Origin of the sequence: Paracoccus gahaiensis (assembly GCF_005048225.1) — a bacterium.
Taxonomy (GTDB): Bacteria; Pseudomonadota; Alphaproteobacteria; order Rhodobacterales; family Rhodobacteraceae; genus Paracoccus; species Paracoccus gahaiensis.
Genome location: NZ_SUNI01000009.1, coordinates 1 through 15,481 on the forward strand (window position 1 = coordinate 1; position 15,481 = coordinate 15,481).

Below are 15,481 nucleotides of genomic sequence, written 5' to 3' on the forward strand. Positions count from 1 at the left end.
TCTACGGCACTACCGAGGTCGAGGTGCTCGCCTTCACTCCGTTCGGTGTCGAAAACCTGCTCGAGATGATCGCCATGGAACGCGACCATCAGATCTGACGTCACAGCGGCCTTCACCGGATGGATACTTGTGTCACCTCATCTAAGTGATCTGTAATTGCTCGCCGCGCCATAGTGCTTTTAAAATAATGCATTATAAGCTGGCCCAAACGCAAAAATGTATCACCAAACGGCCGTAATGGAACGAAGGAGCCGGTATGTGTTTCGAAACACTCTAACCGATTATCTTCTTCCCGCTGGGCGATAACTCCTGTGCGGCCACAAAAGTCGATAAATCAAGCAACAACAAAAAACTTCAAGTTGCAATATGATCATGTCGCGAAAAATGAACGAAACCTCATGACGAACAACATTGAAAATAAGAGCCCGCGTCTTCAGCCTTCCAGCCTCCATGATTGGCTATTGTATGACCGCCAGACCGGAAGGTTTACTTGGAAGATTATGGGAAGAGAGTGGTTCGACACTGAACGTCAACAAGCTAACAGAAACAAGCGTTGTGCGGGCAAAGCAGCATTCACGTCGGCACAATCGAAAGGTCACCTTTGTGCAGAGATAAGAGGGCGAACTTACCTAGCTCATCAAGTGGCTTGGGCGCTGGAATATGGATACTGGCCTCCTGAAGATATCGACCACATCAACGGTGACCCAAGTGATAATAGAATCAACAATCTTCGTGCGGTGTCCCGGTCTATTAATGCCAAGAACAGGCGCGGCACACGGCAGAATAGCAATATCATGATCACAGCATCCGGCTCCTTTAAGGTAAAAATACAGATCAACGGAAAAAGCATCTCCAAGACGTTTCACACCGAGCCTGAAGCGTTTTCTTTCCGAGATCAGACGTGGGCAGCCAACGGTTTCACGCCGAGACATGGGAGGCTTACTATCTAACGCAACAACCTAAAGCTCCTACTGTTAGCTTTACCATTTAGGGTGACGCAGTTTGGTCCCATACTGCAGTAGAGCTAGGCCGCTGAAGTATGGGACCTTTTACTAAATCAATGTTGATAACTATTTCATTCGCCATGCCCATATCGAGCGGTGTAGCTGCAAGCTGATGATACAGAGAGCTTTGGGGCTTTGGCTTTTAATGATGCTTAACCCAACCCCTCTTGGATATGTCTAATGCAAGCTAGGGCTAGATAATAATATAAATATCTCCTAAGCTTACAAGCATGAACCCCAAGAACTCCACTGGTCTACTCCACATGAGTACCCTTTGAGTATATGAACCTTGGGTTTCAACCTACGTCCGTTTGGTGATACAAAGCTCCTCCTTTGGACTGTATATAAATCAAGTACTTAAGCGTCTCAATTCCCACGTGCCTTTGATTTCATTAAGTAATTTTCAGCGTTGCTTTCCTTTGGACTGAGTGTCGATGAACGGACATCAAGAACCATAACGCGAGCACTAACTTGGGGAAGTTTGCATAACGCCCAGACAGGCTCAAGGAGCGCTCAGAGACGGCATCAAGTTCTTCCCTCGGGAGCTGGCGCCCAAAATACGCTACCGCCCTGTACGGGCTTCCTGTTGCCTCTGTGAGCCGATATCATCAGAGGCAACTCGTATAGGAACAGAGCGGCATGGTATCCAAAAGGCAGACGTGGCGTCAGCAGTTATCTACTTGGTGGCACGGAGAACTTAAGGTTTGGGACATTCCAGGGGTTATAGGCTTCCACACTAAGCGTCATTGGACTTCTGCATTGGCTCATCGCGTCGTGCGCTTCTACATGAAGCACTGGCAGTGGGTGTGGTCTACCTTGATCGCTCTTGTAGCACTGTGGCTCTCTGTCAAAGCGCTGTGAGCCCCAGCAACAACAACAATAATAATAATAGCGCTTAAGCCTCCTGTTTTTTGAACTCTCTTCAGAAAACCCCCCACCCCCCTTTGGGACCCCTATCCGTTTGATCTGGCGATCGAAGGTTTAGAGCACCAACTTGGCCCTGTATTGTTCTCAAGAAGCGCGAAAAGATCCATAACGACGCGCTACCTCTGCCACTAGGTCCTGCCCGTGTGGCACTGAACAGTGGGTGTAATTTAAGCTGCCAATGGAATGGGTTTTGCCTTTTGGCAGTCCTTCCGTCCGTTCGTCTTAAACTCTATTGGCAGGAGACTTACCATGACAGCAATTGTCGGATATGCGCGGACTAGTACGCTTGAGCAGGTGGCAGGCTTTGAAGCGCAACTGCGGGAACTCACTGCGGCAGGATGCACAAAGCTCTATCAGGAGCAAGTCAGTTCGGTTGCTAAGCGACAGCAGCTTGAGGCGTGCCTCGATTACCTGAGAGACGGTGACACGCTGATTGTCACAAAGCTGGACCGTCTGGCTCGGAACGTATCTCACCTGGGGCAGCTTTTAGCTGCTCTCAAGAATAAGGGCGTGAGCCTTCGCATTCTTGATCTTGGTCTGGACACCAGTACCCCGACCGGTGAACTGATCCTTAACATGATGGGGGCCGTGGCTCAGTTTGAACGGCAGATGATGTTGGAGCGGCAACGGGAGGGGATCGTCAAGGCGAAGTCTGAGGGCAGGTACAAGGGTCGAGCACCAACGGCTATGAGGCAGGCCCTGAGAGCCCGTGAGATGGCCGCTGAGGGCCTTCGAAGATCCGAGATAGCCGTAGCGCTAGGCATCTCCGAGAGGTCTGTCTACAGAGTGCTGCAGGGCATCTAAGTGAGTGAAAGCCGCAGCTTATGCAAACCACATAAGATCGAAGCCTTTATCCTCCTACAGCACCAACGACCACCAAGGCAGTGGCAAAAAGCACGCCAAGAGAGGAAGCTATCTGTAGCAAGACCCTCTTGGCGTAGTACATGATAATCCGACATTGGTACCTAATTCGCGCCTTGCTGAAAAATTTTTGGTTTCTAGAGTTCTCCTTATCGACGTAGAGCTGATAGTCCTCGCTGCTATGATTGACTTTTGCAGCTCGCAATGAAGTGGAATAAGAAGCGATTAGGCTTGTCGCCAATGTCCGATCACCCGTTAAGCAAGCGAGATCCAGTTCATCAGCCAGTCGTAGAGCACTATCTGCGCTCTCTAGAAATGTATTAGCTCTTACTGAGCGCGCGGAAGCGTGATCCAAAATAGTCATACATAGCAATGTGATTGACGCCATCACCGACGTAAATGATAGGAGGGTTTTCTGCTCATCAGATAGAGCTGACGGATAAAATTGAACGAATATCACCCAGCCCGTCAAGTACACAGTCATCAAAACAGAGATTATCAGATTGATGTACTCAATGTTGGAAAGGCGCTCTGACAGATCAAAGCGGACGTAGGCGGTGACCTTCATCTTGCGACTGCGGCTCTTATAATACTCAGCTTCATCAGGAGACATTTGTATAATTTCCCCAGCCACCATCCACACCTAAATGCCCATAATTGAGCCAAGATTTCCTGCCCGCTCGCCAAGCCACCGTGAAACTGGGAATTGTTACATCGAAGCGCCTTCCACTCCCCAAAAACCAACGGGTTGTTACCAAACTCGCCGGAGTAGGGATCGACCAATGCAGATGAGGATAAATGACGTTAATCATCTTGAGACGCTCGCGCAGTGCACGGTGGATAGCCCAAACGAGCCAGCCGTCTAACTCGGCGAATTGCTCGACCCTTCCCACTAGGCAGTAATACGACAAGTCCCCCGGCATCTTCTTCAGTCGGTACCTACCGTCGAGGTAGGAATGCACTTGATGATCTTTCAAGTTTCCGTAAAGCATACGACGGAGCTCATAAATGCACGACACAAGATCCCAGTCGATCCCCCGCCTACCAAGCCGTGCCCTTGAAAGCAGCCCATATCGTTTTGGGTAGAGAAGTAGGTGTCGATAAATGATCTTTGAACACCGACGCTTTAGAGCTCCAACGGCACGGTCTGATAGCTTGATTGAATTTTTGGACATGGAGTACCCAAGAAAGTCAACCGTATTGGACGTACGCATCTCCGAGATGCGGTCTGAAAGGATGCTGATTCCTGAGGCTTTCTCTGTATTAACCTTTACACGCGTCGCCTTGGTAAAGTCCGAATAAGCATCAGTTCCGATTATAGCATCTTCATATGAATAACTAATGACGATACTATCATCTGAGTAACGGATATAGTTTCCATTTCTCTTGTCGAGAGCTTCGTCTAAATAGGTTCCTACGGCGTTCGCCAAGAAAAGGGAGATAGAATTCCCCTGAGGGAACCCAACTCCTCTACGTCCTGATCCGTCCGGCGCGATGAACTCATGATTTATGATACTTTCAATAACGGTCCGCTCAAATCTAGTGATATTAAACTTACGAGATCCGAGAATTTCGTTCGAGATAAAAGCATGATCAACACTGCCAAAGTAATCTTGGAAGTCATACTTGCTAACGAATACCTTCTCAGATTTCATGAAGCTGGAAAGACGTACAATTGCATCAATTGCAGACATGCCCGGCCGAAACGCATAACTATTGGAAGAAAAAATCTTCGAATTCCGCTCCCGAAGTGCTTCACTCAGTAGGCCACAAATTGCGGCATCGGGAATGGCGAAGCTATCGACGGTTCGTCTTTGGCCATTCTCTTTCGGGATGTAGAAGCGCCTGGAAGGGACTGCCGCGTAGGTTCCGCTTCTTATTGAACGAATAATCCCCGAGGAAAGAAACCGCGCATGTTTAATGCAGTACCTTGGATCAAACTGGTTGTGGCTGGACCAGGCATTCGGTTCATCAAGAGGCTTGTAGACAGACGAGCGGCCTGACCTCTTTAGGCCGTTCTGAAATGCCGTATACCTTTTCCGCTCTTTCTTGCGCCAATCCGCCAGCCTATTTTTCGCTTCAGCGATTATACGATCTTCTAGAATTCGTTCCAAGGTGGCCTCAATAGGGTCGCCAGTAAGCAGCTATAGTATGTTTCGTTTCCAAGGCGCAGGATCTTGGGGATACTGCTGCAGAGAGACGCTGCTACCTACTGACTAGCGCTTCACGCACCTCGTGCGAAGGTGAAGCGGGCTCTGGAGGTTGTCAAGATGTCGGTGATCTTGAAGGGTTACAGCGGAGCGATCTTCAGCATCGCCTCATGCAGCCGCGCCAAGCTGAACCCTTGCCCGTACCCTTCGCTGACCCCTTGAGACTTCCAGCCGCCAATCTGCTCACGTACATCCTTGGGCACCCCAGCGTCCCTCAAGCGGTCCACAAGAGTGTGCCTGAAGCTGTGAAGCCCCTGCCCCACCTTTGCCAGACCATTGTCCTTCAGCCACTTGTTCATGGCCGCTGAGGCACTGTTGGGGTTGAACGTCCCTCCGGGCTTACGGGGCTGGAAGACAGGGAACAGATGCTCACCCGCTGTGGTCATGGCCCGCTGTGCCGCCCATAGAGCTTCCCCAACCAGAGGGACCTGCCGTTCAGATTGGGCATTCTTCAGCCTGCGATTGATGTTTGGTCGGATCACGATGTGGGGCACGTCACCTGTCAGGATCACGTCATCCTTACGCAAGCCGACTATCTCAGCCTGCCGGGCTCCTGTGTCTGACATCATGGCAATGGCCCAGCGCCGCTCATCGTCCATAACCCTGCATTGCCGCCAGATGGCCTGTAGCTCGTACAGTGCATAGGGCAGCCGCTCATGGGGCTTATCAGAGCCCTTCCCAGCGATCGTCAGGCTTTCAAAGGGATTCGGGATACCAAGCTCAAACTCCCTGATCGCCGTGTCGAACACCGGCTTGATCTGGTAGACGTACTTGGAAATTGTATCGGCAGTGATGCCCCGGTCCCTGAGCTTACCAACATAGGCATTGGCCTGTTCCCGGCGCACATCCTTGATGATCGCATCCCCGGTAATGCCCATCAGCACCGACCAAGCTCGGTCGAACTGCTGTTGCGCCGTCTTGTTTCTCGGACCTTTGCCCAGCTCTATGTGCTTGTCCTTGGCATCGCTCAAGGTCCGGGGGATGGCTTTCCCCATCAGCAGGTCAAGCGTCAGGCTACTTTGGGGGCTTGGTGCTGGGTGTTCTTCGAAGGGCTCAAAAGGCCCACCCGTCAGAGCTTCAATGAAACGGTCGATAAGCGGATTGTCTGGATAGCGCAGTCCATCACCGGGCTTTAGCCCAGCGGCCTCAAGGCGGCCCAAGGCTGCCTTCGGATCGACGCCTTCGACGTGGCCGCTGCTGAGGTGATTGTCCCATAGCGCATCCTGCCGTTTGGCATGATCGTTGGCCCGCTTGGCTGCCTCTATCTGATCGCCTGTTTTTAGAGAGAAATACAAGACCGACTGAGGCCTACCTTTAGCGTCCCGGTGCAAACCCTCGCAGCCCACGCTAACGCGACGCCTGAAATACCAGACGTTGCCCTTCTTCTGGATGTACTTCGCAGTCAAACGAAAAGCCCCTGAGACGAACAGCAGAACCACAGTGTGTCACCTTATGTGTGACCTGCAGCTTGCTCAACTATCGTCTAAATCATTGTTATTACAAGGGAAATGCAATGATTGTGGCGGAGCGAGAGGGATTCGAACCCTCGAGACGGTTCCCCGCCTACACACTTTCCAGGCGTGCGCCTTCGACCACTCGGCCACCGCTCCGTGGGGCGGGTCTAGCCTGCGCGGAACCGCTGTGCAAGCCGGATGTCACAGCTTCGAGACACGCTTCTGCAGCTCGGCCAGCTGGCGGCGGATCTCGGCCATGTCGCGGGCATCCTCGGCCTGCGGGGTGGGGGTGTCGTCGTCGCGCTCGGGGCCCGAGGCGCCGCCGCGCCAGCCTCCCATCATCGCCTTGAGGAACAGCTGCTGCTGGCGCTGCAGCGCGTCGAAACCCGGCATCTTGGCCATGGGATGGGGCAGCGCGGTCATGTTCTCCATCAGCTTCGACTGGCCCTCGCGCAGCATCTCGAAGCTGGCGGCCAGGAACTGCGGGACGACCGACTGCGCGTTGGTGGCATAGCTGCGCACCAGATCGGTCAGCACGTCCAGCGGCAGGACGTTCTCGCCCCGGCTCTCATGCTCGGCGATGATCTGCAGAAGATACTGACGCGTGAGGTCGTCGCCCGACTTGAGGTCGATGATCCTGACCTCGCGCCCCTCGCGGATGAAGCCGGCAATGTCCTCGAGCGTGACGTAATCGCTGGTTTCGGTGTTGTAGAGCCGGCGGCTGGCATAACGCTTGATCAGCAACGGCGCAGTCGATGCGGCCATCATGAAGTCCTTGGATGCAGGGTGCCCCATGATGGGTGCTGCACCTGCAAAACGCAAAGGAAAAAAGCCGAATGCCGCATGTGCGAAGGGGCGGCCCGAAAGCCGCCCCCTGCCCGTCCGTCGAAATCCCGGAGGATTACTTGGCTTCGGCGGCCGTCGCGGCCTTCTTGACGGCGGCCTGCGTGTCGCGGCCGGCCTTCTCGGCGACCTTCTGAGCGTCGGCAGCAATATCCTTGCCCGCGGTCAGCATCAGGTCGACGGTGTCCATCTGGACCTTCTTCGCGACTTCCGCATAGGCGGCCATGTGCTCGGCGGCCAGTTCGGCATAGGCCGAGGCGAAATCGCTCATGGCCTTGGCGTATTCCGAAGGCTCTTGCTTGGCCGAGGCCAGCTCGCCCATGCGGGCGATCGAGTCCTTGGCCCAGTTGGCCGAAATCTCGGTCGAGCGCTCGGCGGCGCTCAGCGCGACGCGGGTCAGCTTCTCGCCCAGCACGCCCTGCGACTTCATCGCTTCCTGCATCGAGCTGGTGTCGATGGGAAAGTTGGCCATCATGTCCTGCATCGTCTTCGTCATATCCGGGGTCTTCGCCATGTCTTCACTCCTCAAAGATGCAGCGACCGAGAGACCAAGTGGGAACGTGTCGCCGCGTTCCATTCCTTGACGCCAATCTAAATGCTGCAGTGCAGCATTTCAAGCTTTTTTCTGCAGCGCAGCAAAAATTAATCAAGCTTCCCCGTGGGTCAGCCTGCGCGCTCGTGAACGTATCGTCCCGGCGCGGGGTCCAGCCCCTCGCCCGGATCGCGGGCCTCGCGCAGCGGCCCCGACCGCTCGGCCAGCCAGCGGCCCCATTCGGGCCACCAGCTGCCCTCGGCAAAACGGGCCCCCTCGCGCCAGGCCTGATGGCCGCCGTCGAAGCCCGCCTCGCTCAGGTAATGGCCGTATTTCTTGCGGGTCGGCGGGTTCACGATGCCGGCGACATGGCCCGATTGCGACAGGATGAAGGTCCGGTCGGTCGACCCCATCTGCGACACCCCCCGCCAGCAATCCTTCCACGGTGCGATATGGTCGGATTCGCAGGCCACCGCGCACAGCGGCACGGTCACGTCCGACACGTGCAGCCGGTGGCCCAGCAGGTCGAACCCCTCGCCCGCGAAATCGTTGTTCTGGCACAGCCCGCGCAGATATTGCATGGCCATGCGGCCCGGCAGGTTGGTGGCGTCCCCGTTCCAGAACAGCAGATCGAAGGCGGGCGGCGTCTCGCCCATCATGTAGCTGCGGATCGCCGGCCCCCAGACAAGGTCGTTGGCGCGCAGGAAACTCATGGTGCGCGACATCAGCCGGGCCGGCAGCAGACCGTGACGCCGGATCTCGGCATCGATCCCGTCGACGAAATCGTTCTGCAGGAAGCTGGTGAACTCTCCCTGATCGGAAAAGTCGGTCAGCGTCGTCAGCAGGGTGGCCGAGTTCACCCGGCGGTCGCCGCGCTGCTTCAACAGCGCCAGCGTCAGCGACAGGGTGGTGCCCGCGATGCAATAGCCCACGGTGTTCAGGCGGCTCTGGCCGGTCAGCTCCAGGATCTTGTCCATCGCCTCGATATAGGCGGTGACATAGTCCTCCATCCCGGTCTCGGCAAAGCTGGCATCGGGGTTCTTCCAGCTGACCACGAACAGGGTCTGGCCCTGTTCGACCAGCCAGCGGATCAGGCTGTTCTGGGGTTTCAGGTCCAGGATGTAGAACTTGTTGATCCAAGGCGGGAAGATCACCAGCGGCAGGGTATGGGCCTGGGGCGTCGTGGGCGCATACTGGATCAGCTCGAACAACGGCGCGCGATGGACGACCGTGCCGGGCGCGGTGCCGATATTGTCGCCCACGGTGAAGGCACGGCGGTCGGCCAGCGAGACGATCATCTCGCCGCCATGCTGCTCGACATCGCGCACCAGGTTCTCCAGCCCCTTGACCAGGCTCTCGCCCTCGGTCTCGACGGCCCGCTCCAGCGCGTCGGGATTGGTGGCCAGGAAGTTCGTCGGCGCCATCATGTCGACGATCTGCGCGGTCAGCCAGTCGATGCGCCGCCGCGACACCGCGTCGGGCAGATCCAGGCTGTCCGAGGCCTTGCGCAGCGCCCGGGCATTGGTCAGGTACTGCGTCTTGATCAGGTTGAAGAAGGGATGGCTCTGCCACAGCGGATGGGCAAAGCGCTTGTCCGCCGGGGCGTCATCCTCGGGCGCCAGCAACGTTCCCTTGGCCAGCGCCTTCTGCGCGCGGACGTAATTGGCCAGCGTCTCGCCCCAGAACGAGACCTGCGTGCCCATCATCTTGCCCGGCTGTTCGGCCAGCGTTTTCAGGAAGGCATTGGTGGCGGTCACGTAGAGATCGGGGCCCGGCGCCTCGACGCCCGGATTGGAGGGCTGGCGGTCGGCCAGGGCCGTGACCAGCCGGTGGCCCAAGGCCTCGATGCGCTCGATGTTCTCGGCCATCTTGCGGGCCAGGGGAAGCTGCGCGGCCTCGGACGGCGCGGGCGCATCGGCAGGGGGTGCTGCCTTGGCTGCAGGCGTTTCGGCCGGCTTGGGCGTTTCGGCCGGCTTGGGTGATGCGGCCTTGGACGGCTCGGGGGCCGCGACCTGCGGCTGGTCGGGTTCGGGCGCCGCCGCCTTGGTGCGGGGCTTGGCGGCGGTTGGGGGCTTCGCGGCACCGGTCGCGGATGCGGCCTTTGCCGGGGCGCGACGGGTCTTGGCTGCGGGTTTCGCGGCCACTTTCGGTGCAGCCTTTGCCCTCGTGGCGGGCTTCACGGCAGCCTTGGGCGCGGGCGTTTCCGCAGCCTTCGGACCCGGGGCGGCAGAGCCCGTCTCGGCCGCAGCCTCGCCTGGCCGACCTTTTGCAGTTGTTGCCGATCTTGCACGCGATCTGGCAACATTTTTATCGGTCACCTCCGGTTGCCTTGCCATGATGTGTTTTCCCCCCTAGGTATGCCCCATGATATGCGCAGGGCAGGCAAGGCGTAAACCCGGCTTTTCTCCCTGTTCAAGCCCGGTCAACTCGCGCAGATCATGCCGCAGTGCAGCAAAAGGTGGGTGTTATGCCGAGCAAGGGTCTGAGGGGCATCATGTCCTATGACGCGATGGAAACGATTCGGAACACGAACGAATGGATGGGCGCCAGCGCCAAGGCGATGGGGTCCTACCCCATCTTCGCGCTGATCCCGCATCCGGCCTTCCATCTGCTCAGCGCATGGGGCCGCGTGACGGAACGCAGCTTCTCGCGCATGGTCGTCAAGCCGGACTGGGAACTGCCGCCGATCATCGGCGATCAGGGTCAGGACCATATCGTCTATGTCGAGCCCGTGATGCGCCGCGCCTTCGGCGACCTGATCCATTTCCGCGTCGCCCGCCGCGAGCCCCTGCCCCGCAAGGTGCTGCTGGTCGCCCCCATGTCGGGCCATTACGCGACGCTGATGCGGTCCACCGTGACCTCGCTGCTGAATGATTGCGAGCTCTACATCACCGACTGGCACAATGCCCGCGACATCCCGGTCAGCGAGGGCAAGTTCGATATCGAGGATTACACCCAGTATCTGGTGGATTTCATCCGCCATCTGGGCCCCGATGTGAACGTGATCGCCGTCTGCCAGCCCGCGCCGCTGGCCCTGGCCGCGACCGCCATCCTGGCCGAGGAGGATCCCAAGGCCCAGCCCCGGACCCTGACCCTGATCGGCGGCCCGGTCGATCCCGACGCCGCCGCGACCGAGGTCACCGATTTCGGCAACCGCATCACCATGGGCGAGCTGGAACATCTTGCGATCCAGTCGGTCGGCTTCAAGTATCGCGGTGCGGGCCGTATGGTCTATCCGGGTCTGGCGCAGCTCTCCAGCTTCATCTCGATGAACCTGGAGACGCATTCCAAGGCCTTCATCAACCAGATCTTTGCCGAGGCGCGCGGCACCGCGACCGAGGCCGACAAGCACAACAAGTTCTACGACGAATACCTGGCCGTGATGGACATGACGGCGGAATTCTACCTGTCGACGGTCGAACGCATCTTCAAGAACCTGGAAATCGCCAAGAACCAGTTTTCGGTCGAGGGTCGGCCGGTCGATATCGGCAAGATCACCGATGTCGCGGTGATGACGGTCGAAGGCGCCAATGACGACATCTCGGCCCCCGGCCAATGCGTCGCGGCGCTGGACATGTGCACCGGCGTGCCGGCCGAGAAAAAGGTCCAGCATCTGGAACCGGGCGCGGGCCATTACGGCATCTTCGCGGGCAAGTCCTGGCGCCTGAACATCCGACCGCTGGTCCTGGATTTCATCGACGACAACGCCGCCCTGCCCGACAGCGTCAAGCCCAAGCGGCGTCGCAAGGTCGGCGGCGAGGCGGCCGATTGCGGTGTGACCGATGTGACGGATTCCGGCAAGATGGCCGTCTGAGAGCCGAGGGTCGGGGGCGGAACCCGCCCCCGCACGGCCTCGTTGTGGTCCTTGAACGCCGCCTGACGCGGCAGGAAAGGACCATGCGATGACCGATCACGCCGACCAGTTCTGGGGCCGCCTCGACGACACCAACAGCGGGATGCTGGGCACGACGGACCATGCGCGGCTGGTGCCCATGTCCCACTATGCCGACCGCGAGGCAGGGGTCCTTTGGTTCATCACCGCCAAGGGCACCGATCTGGCCGAGACCGCCGCCACCGGCACCAAGCCCGCCATCCATGTGGTCAGCGACGGCGGCGAGGGCCTTTACACCCGCATCCACGGCCAGCTGTCCCTCTCCGACGACCGCGCCAAGCTGGACGAATTGTGGAACGCCGTCGCCTCCAGCTGGTTCGAGGAGGGCAAGCAGGATCCCGACATCCAGCTACTGCGCCTCGACCTGACCGAGGCCGAAGTCTGGGCGACCGGCGGCAGCCTGTCCTTCATGTTCCAGATCGCCAAGTCCAAGGTCACCGGGCACAAGCCGGACATGGGCGAGCATTACACCCTGACCTTCTGAGGTCTAATCGGGCAGCCCCTCGATCGCCGCGACGATCAGGTCCAGGCAGTCGGGCGTGGAAAACCGGTGATCGGCCCCCTTGACCAGGGTCAGCCGCAGATCCCCGCCCGAGGCATGGTCCAGCAGATCCAACGCCCATGACATGGGCACATCCGCATCAGCGGTGCCCTGCAGCATCCGAACCGGAACGGGCAGCGACAAAGGGCGGTCCATGATCAGATGGTCCCGCCCATCCTCGATCAAGCGGCGCGTCAGCACCATGGGCGCGCCGTACTCGCTTGGCATCTCGACCCGGCCCTGCCGCTCCAGCGCCTCGCGCTGATCAGCCGAAAAGCCGACCCAGAAGCCGCGTTCGGTGAAATCGGGCGCGGCGGCGATGCTGACCAGCGCAGCGACCCGGTGCGGCAGATCCCGCGCCACCAGCAGGGCGATCCAGCCGCCCATCGACGATCCGACCAGCACCTGCGGCCCGTCGGTCAGGGCGTCGATCACCGCGCGGGCATCCTCGGCCCAATCGCCGATGCAGCCATCCTCGAACCGACCCGCACTGTCGCCATGCCCGGAATAGTCGAAGCGCAAAAAGGCCCGCCCGGTCTCTTGCGCCCAGGCCCGCAGGTGCAGCGCCTTGGTGCCCCCCATGTCGGACCGAAACCCGCCCAGAAAGACCACGCCGGGCCCCTGCCCCGCCAGCCGCTCATAGGCGATGCGCCGTCCCGAGGCCGTGTCCAGAATGCCGGTCATATGTGATCTCCCCTGCCTGCACGCGGTGGCCCCCACAGTGCCGCCCCGGCGGCGCCCCGGCAAGCCCGCCCGGCTTGACAGTCGCCCGAACGGCGGTCATGCCTGCCGCCGACCATCACTTGCAACCGGGCGTTCCGTGGGCGCCAGACCGACGAGGAGGACATCATGTCCCAGATCACCCTGACCTTTCCCGATGGCCATGCGCGCGATTATCCCGCCGGCGTGACGGCAGCCGAGGTCGCCGCCAGCATCGCGCCCAGCCTGGCCAAGCGCGCCATCTCGGCCAGCCTCGACGACCGGCACATCGATCTGGCCTGGCCCATCGCCGCCAGCGGCTCCCTCGCCATCCACACGATGAAGGACGAGGCCCCCGCGCTGGAGCTGATCCGCCACGATCTGGCCCATGTCATGGCCCGCGCCGTGCAGGCGATCTGGCCGGATGTGAAGGTCACCATCGGCCCGGTGCGCGATTACGGCTGGTTCTACGACTTCGACCGCGCCGAGCCCTTCACCCCCGAGGATCTGGGTGCCATCGAAGCCAAGATGCGCGAGATCATCAATGCCCGCGAGCCTGTCCGCACCGAAATCTGGGACCGCGCCCGCGCCATCGCCCATTACGAGGCGGCCGGCGAGCCCTTCAAGCTGGAGCTGATCGACCGCATCCCCGAGGGCCAGGACCTGCGCATGTACTGGCATGGCGACTGGCAGGATCTGTGCCGGGGCCCGCATCTGCAATCGACGGGCCAACTGCCCGCCGACGCCTTCAAGCTGACTCATATCGCCGGCGCCTATTGGCTGGGCGACGCCTCTCGTCCGATGCTGCAGCGCATCTACGGCGTGGCCTTCCGCAACCGCGACGACATCAAGGCGCATATGACCATGCTGGAGGAGGCCGCCAAGCGCGACCACCGCAAGCTGGGCCGCGAGATGGACCTGTTCCACATGCAGGAAGAGGCGCCGGGCCAGGTCTTCTGGCACCCCAACGGCTGGAACATCTATGTCACGCTGCAGGATTACATCCGCCGCAAGCAGCGCGGCGACGGCTATGTCGAGGTGAACACCCCGCAGGTCGTCAGCCGCACGCTGTGGGAAGAATCCGGGCATTGGGACAATTATCAGGACCACATGTTCATCGTCGAGGTGGACGAGGATCACGCCCGGACCAAGACGGTCAACGCGCTGAAACCCATGAACTGCCCCTGCCATGTGCAGGTGTTCAACCACGGGCTGAAATCCTATCGCGACCTGCCCCTGCGCATGGCCGAATTCGGGTCCTGCAACCGCTACGAGCCCTCGGGCGCGCTGCACGGGATCATGCGCGTGCGCGGCTTCACGCAGGATGACGGGCACATCTTCTGCACCGAGGATCAGATCGAGGCCGAGACGCGCAAGTTCATCGACTTTCTGTCGGGCATCTATGCCGATCTGGGCTTCGACGGCTGGCGCATCAAGCTGTCCACGCGCCCCGAGAAGCGCATCGGGTCCGAGGAAAGCTGGGACCGGGTCGAGGCGGCGCTTGGCAATGCCTGCAAGGCGGCGGGCCATGACTACGAGCTGTTCCCCGGCGAGGGCGCCTTCTATGGCCCCAAGCTGGAATTCGTGCTGCGCGACGCGATCGGGCGGGACTGGCAATGCGGCACGCTGCAGGTCGATCCCAACCTGCCCGAGCGGCTGGACGCCGAATATGTCGGCCCCGACGGTGCCAAGCACCGCCCCATCATGCTGCACCGCGCCGTCCTGGGCAGCTTCGAGCGCTTCATCGGCATCCTGATCGAGAACTCGGCGGGCAAGCTGCCCTTGTGGCTGGCGCCGCGTCAGGTGGTGGTGGCCTCGATCGTCTCGGACGCCGATGCCTATGTGGCCGAGGTGGTGGCGGCCCTGCGCGCGGCGGGTCTGCGCGCCGAGGCCGACACGCGCAACGAAAAGATCAACTACAAGGTGCGCGAACATTCGGTGGGCCGCGTGCCCGCGATCTTGGCCATCGGCATGAAGGAGGTCGAGGAGCGGACCGTCTCCCTGCGCCGGCTGGACGCACAGGGAAGCCGCAGCCTGACCCTGACCGAGGCGGTCGCACAACTGGCCGTTGAAGCCGCGCCGCCGGACCTGCGCTGACCCGCGGCAGAGGGCTGCGACACCCGCGCGCGGCCCTGGGCCAGTGCGCGGTTTTCCTTGCCTTTTAAAGCGAATCGGGCATCCTCTCGGAACTGTGAGCAAGGACTTTCTACCGCCTCCCTTTTGACGGGCAGCCGGAAGACTGAAAGCGGGCTGCACGGCCGGACGCAATCCTGCGCCCGGAGGACTTGAAGGAGAGAACGGTTATGGCGACCGGCACGGTGAAATGGTTCAACTCCACCAAGGGCTATGGCTTCATCGCCCCCGATGACGGCGGCAAGGATGTGTTCGTGCATATCTCGGCCGTCGAACGGGCGGGCCTGACGGGCCTGCAGGACAACCAGAAGATCGGCTATGAGTTGCAGTCGGGCCGCGACGGCCGGGCCTCGGCCAGCGATCTGCGCCCGCTCTGAGCAGATTT

Annotated in this window: 13 protein-coding genes and 1 tRNA gene; 6 read left to right on the top strand and 8 right to left on the bottom strand. The window is 59.7% G+C overall.

Annotated elements, in window-relative coordinates; translation table 11 throughout:
- Positions 1-398 precede the first annotated feature (398 nt).
- Both FA743_RS10405 and FA743_RS10410 read left to right on the top strand, forming a co-directional pair.
- Positions 399-950 carry an HNH endonuclease signature motif containing protein gene (locus FA743_RS10405; RefSeq protein WP_136886048.1) on the top strand — a complete coding sequence of 184 codons (552 nt, stop codon included), beginning with the start codon at positions 399-401 and terminating at the stop codon, positions 948-950.
- 1,230 nt (positions 951-2,180) lie between these two features.
- Positions 2,181-2,735, top strand: coding sequence for a recombinase family protein (locus FA743_RS10410; RefSeq protein WP_136886049.1), 555 nt, complete (start codon positions 2,181-2,183; stop codon positions 2,733-2,735).
- Between the two features lie 46 nt (positions 2,736-2,781).
- Here the strand turns inward: FA743_RS10410 and FA743_RS10415 are convergent, their stop codons facing one another.
- The 7 genes from FA743_RS10415 to phaC all read right to left on the bottom strand — a co-directional run bounded on the left by FA743_RS10415 (position 2,782) and on the right by phaC (position 9,699).
- Positions 2,782-3,429 carry an SLATT domain-containing protein gene (locus FA743_RS10415; protein ID WP_342774392.1) on the bottom strand — a complete coding sequence of 216 codons (648 nt, stop codon included), beginning with the start codon at positions 3,427-3,429 and terminating at the stop codon, positions 2,782-2,784.
- Entirely contained in the window at positions 3,395-4,906 is a 1,512-nt protein-coding gene (locus tag FA743_RS10420; protein WP_169308850.1) for a reverse transcriptase domain-containing protein, read from the bottom strand. Before FA743_RS10420 ends, FA743_RS10415 begins: the two co-directional genes overlap by 35 nt.
- Positions 4,907-5,082: 176 nt before the next feature.
- Complete coding sequence (locus tag FA743_RS10425) at positions 5,083-6,441, bottom strand: tyrosine-type recombinase/integrase (protein ID WP_136886052.1); 1,359 nt, start codon at positions 6,439-6,441, stop codon at positions 5,083-5,085.
- 81 nt (positions 6,442-6,522) lie between these two features.
- Positions 6,523-6,612 (bottom strand) — tRNA-Ser (locus FA743_RS10430).
- Positions 6,613-6,657: 45 nt separating this feature from the next.
- Entirely contained in the window at positions 6,658-7,221 is a 564-nt protein-coding gene (phaR, locus tag FA743_RS10435) for a polyhydroxyalkanoate synthesis repressor PhaR (RefSeq protein ID WP_136886053.1), read from the bottom strand.
- A 136-nt stretch (positions 7,222-7,357) separates the two neighbouring features.
- Positions 7,358-7,813: a Phasin gene (locus FA743_RS10440; RefSeq protein ID WP_136886054.1), complete on the bottom strand. Its 456-nt coding sequence runs from the start codon at positions 7,811-7,813 to the stop codon at positions 7,358-7,360.
- A gap of 149 nt (positions 7,814-7,962) precedes the next feature.
- Entirely contained in the window at positions 7,963-9,699 is a 1,737-nt protein-coding gene (gene phaC / locus FA743_RS10445) for a class I poly(R)-hydroxyalkanoic acid synthase (protein ID WP_246054927.1), read from the bottom strand.
- A gap of 614 nt (positions 9,700-10,313) precedes the next feature.
- Here phaC and phaZ point away from each other — a divergent pair.
- Both phaZ and FA743_RS10455 read left to right on the top strand, forming a co-directional pair.
- The gene (gene phaZ, locus FA743_RS10450) at positions 10,314-11,645 is read left to right on the top strand and encodes a polyhydroxyalkanoate depolymerase (protein WP_136886176.1); all 1,332 of its coding nucleotides are present in this window, start codon (positions 10,314-10,316) and stop codon (positions 11,643-11,645) included.
- Between the two features lie 88 nt (positions 11,646-11,733).
- Positions 11,734-12,207, top strand: coding sequence for a pyridoxamine 5'-phosphate oxidase family protein (locus FA743_RS10455; protein WP_136886056.1), 474 nt, complete (start codon positions 11,734-11,736; stop codon positions 12,205-12,207).
- A 3-nt stretch (positions 12,208-12,210) separates the two neighbouring features.
- Here FA743_RS10455 and FA743_RS10460 read toward each other — a convergent pair whose 3' ends face one another.
- The gene (locus FA743_RS10460; protein WP_136886057.1) at positions 12,211-12,948 is read right to left on the bottom strand and encodes an alpha/beta fold hydrolase; all 738 of its coding nucleotides are present in this window, start codon (positions 12,946-12,948) and stop codon (positions 12,211-12,213) included.
- 165 nt (positions 12,949-13,113) lie between these two features.
- Here FA743_RS10460 and thrS point away from each other — a divergent pair, with 165 nt between their 5' ends.
- Positions 13,114-15,060 (top strand): threonine--tRNA ligase, encoded by a 1,947-nt coding sequence (gene thrS, locus FA743_RS10465; RefSeq protein WP_136886058.1) that lies wholly within the window; start codon positions 13,114-13,116, stop codon positions 15,058-15,060.
- Positions 15,061-15,266: 206 nt separating this feature from the next.
- Complete coding sequence (locus FA743_RS10470; RefSeq protein WP_135313473.1) at positions 15,267-15,473, top strand: cold-shock protein; 207 nt, start codon at positions 15,267-15,269, stop codon at positions 15,471-15,473.
- Positions 15,474-15,481 lie beyond the last annotated feature (8 nt).

Bases quoted from the DNA above. Each gene is read 5' to 3' on its own strand.
- FA743_RS10405 (WP_136886048.1), top strand. From the start codon at position 399: ATGACGAACAACATTGAAAATAAGAGCCCGCGTCTTCAGCCTTCCAGC.
- FA743_RS10410 (WP_136886049.1), top strand. From the start codon at position 2,181: ATGACAGCAATTGTCGGATATGCGCGGACTAGTACGCTTGAGCAGGTG.
- FA743_RS10415 (WP_342774392.1), bottom strand. From the start codon at position 3,429: ATGGTGGCTGGGGAAATTATACAAATGTCTCCTGATGAAGCTGAGTAT.
- phaR (WP_136886053.1), bottom strand. From the start codon at position 7,221: ATGGCCGCATCGACTGCGCCGTTGCTGATCAAGCGTTATGCCAGCCGC.
- FA743_RS10440 (WP_136886054.1), bottom strand. From the start codon at position 7,813: ATGGCGAAGACCCCGGATATGACGAAGACGATGCAGGACATGATGGCC.
- phaC (WP_246054927.1), bottom strand. From the start codon at position 9,699: ATGGCCGAGAACATCGAGCGCATCGAGGCCTTGGGCCACCGGCTGGTC.
- FA743_RS10455 (WP_136886056.1), top strand. From the start codon at position 11,734: ATGACCGATCACGCCGACCAGTTCTGGGGCCGCCTCGACGACACCAAC.
- FA743_RS10460 (WP_136886057.1), bottom strand. From the start codon at position 12,948: ATGACCGGCATTCTGGACACGGCCTCGGGACGGCGCATCGCCTATGAG.
- thrS (WP_136886058.1), top strand. From the start codon at position 13,114: ATGTCCCAGATCACCCTGACCTTTCCCGATGGCCATGCGCGCGATTAT.
- FA743_RS10470 (WP_135313473.1), top strand. From the start codon at position 15,267: ATGGCGACCGGCACGGTGAAATGGTTCAACTCCACCAAGGGCTATGGC.